This window comes from Moorena sp. SIO3B2 (assembly GCF_010692525.1).
Lineage (GTDB): Bacteria > Cyanobacteriota > Cyanobacteriia > Cyanobacteriales > Coleofasciculaceae > Moorena > Moorena producens.
The window spans coordinates 1-2,474 of sequence record NZ_JAAHHE010000648.1; the positions used below are offsets into that span (position 1 = coordinate 1).

Consider the following 2,474-nt stretch of genomic DNA (forward strand, 5'->3'; position numbering starts at 1 on the left):
TCGATATGGGGAGGCAGTGGCTAAACCAAAATCAGTATTTTGCTGATCCGAGTCATCTGAATCAATACGGCGCAGCAGCAGTGGCTAGCGAGTTGGCCGCTAATCCCCAGATTCCTTGGCCTTGACCAAATTCATAACCCAATTAATTAATTTTTTACCCTCAATCATAAATTATTTTAGGGAGTAATGGGCAGATGGATTAATACCAAATTAAAACAGTTTTATTACATTGATTAGATTAAATTTCGATAAAACTTAGATTAAATTTAGATTAAGTTGATTAGAGTAAAGGCTGTGGTGTGTATTTTAAATTTAAAATTTAAAATTTACAATGTAATTATTCAGGTTTTGGGGTGGCTTTAGAAGCTCTTTTGAGCATTTTGCCAGCGGCCTGACTCAAACTGTATTAAACAATCCAAATCTGCTGATTTTTGCTGCCAAATTTACACGTTACAGAGTTTGTCAACCCCTACACCTAAATAATTACATAGACAATTAACGATTAACAATTAACAATTAACAATTAACGATTTACCTGCATAGTCAGTGATTAAACTGGAGGAGATATTATTCCCCCAGTCTTACTTGCCTTTAAAGGCTAGTCTCTTTACATGTTGTTGAAAGCTTTCCCTTCCAAGCGATACACCCTAAAGCAATAACCTGTAACAGACCCAATAGAGAACTTGGTTCTGGTACTTGTTCGATTGAGTAGACAGTAGTTGTGCCACTGACCTCATTGTTAAGAACTAGCATCGGTGTGTCGTTAGGACTATCCTCTGCTGAGATGAAAAGCAATCCTTCAGGACCAAGATCCCCTGCTGTACCAGCCTCAGGATCTCCTAGGAAGTCGCGGTTGTTGATGTAATTGACAAAGAATGCATTTTCAGGATCGGTAACGTCATAGACTATGAAGCCACCAATTTGCTCAAAACCGATGAAGGCAAAGGTGCGACCGAATAACTCAACCACTGTTATTCCCTGGGGTTCCGGACCTCTATTGTCGCTGCGCGTATCAAAGTTGTTTTCCTCAGCTTCAGCGTTGAAGAAATCCGGAAATAGGTCAGCAGTTATTTGTTCAAAAGCATCGCCACTGTCAAAAACTAGCACTAAGCCATCCTCTGTTACCTTCCAAATTGAGAAGGAGCGTCCTCCAAAGGCAAACAGTTGGTCAAAGTCACCGTCTCCATCAGGGTCACCATTGATCGTTGAAACTTGCAAACGTCCTAGAACATCATCTTCTTGTAAAGCGATCGCATCAGGGAAGGCAGTTGGGTCTAACACTAAGTCATCTATCCGTTCATCTTCCTCGAAAAACGTTTCTTCTTCACCGTCTAAGTCACCCTCAATGCGGAGGAAATCGCCTTCGTTAGCAGTAACTAAGTAAGTTATGCCATCAACGCTATAGACATCAAGTTGGTCTGGCTGGAATAACCCAAACACTGGCCTGTTTTCGATATTGATAGCATCGTCTCTATCGCTAGTATCTAAACCATTATTAGGCTCACTGTGATCTTTGACACCGAGACCCACAACGTTGGTGAACTCATTAGTTTCTAGATTGAGAACACCAATGGCATTGTTTTCCTGGAGTGCTACCCAGGCAGTTTTACCATCGTCTGAGACAGTGATGTTTTCCGGTTCGAGATCGCGATCAGGGGTAATCGGAGACTCGAATAAATCCTCAATGCCGAATTCCTCCTGGGATGAAGCCTCAAGTTCTTCGAATGCATCGACAAACAGCTGTACTCCCTGGTTTTCCAGATCCTGTTTTGAGAACGAACTAAAGTCTGCAGTTCTGACAGTAGGATGCTTCGGGTCAAGAAGGTCGATAATACTAACCGACCCCTTTGGATTAACGATCTGACCTAAAGTCTCTGAGAAGGCTGGCTCTCCTTCATTGGCAACCAGTAACTTCCTGCCATCTGGGGTAAAGGTTACCGCGTCAGGCAAGGCACCAACCCTGACCGATGTTTTGAAGTTACCGTTGGTGTCAAAGAAAGCCACTGTGCCTGGATCAGTTTGCACTTCATTGGCTACGGAAACCGCTAGTAAGCCATTGCTAGAGGCAATACTGGTTGGTGTTGCCCCAAACGATGCCAGGGGGATGGTGGTGGATAACGAGAGGTTGCCTCCGGCAAACTCCAGGACATCGACTTGATTGCTGCTAGCATTGGTAACGAATAACCTTTGGCTGAGTGGATCGAAAGTCGATATCTCCGCCGCTCCATCATCGAAGATTCCCGTGGAAAAGGTAGAAATCGGTTTGATGTCTAGGGAGAAGGCGGCGGCAGGTGATGTTAGTATACCCAACAGCAATGTTGAGTGTAAGGTTAATTGTATGATTTTGGGCATTTTTCTAGGAAAAATGGATGGACTCTGATGTTTTACCATGGTGTTCCTGGCTGTGTCTAGGTATAGGTAATACTTAGCTAATACTGTAAATGAAATGCCTCTGATCCAATTTATGATGCAAT

Annotated in this window: 1 protein-coding gene; it reads right to left on the reverse strand. The window is 43.1% G+C overall.

The window, feature by feature from the left end:
* Window positions 1-591: 591 nt before the first annotated feature.
* Window positions 592-2,474, reverse strand: a 1,883-nt coding sequence (locus F6K38_RS39330) for a choice-of-anchor I family protein (protein ID WP_287360334.1), incomplete at its 5' end; no start/stop codon positions are given.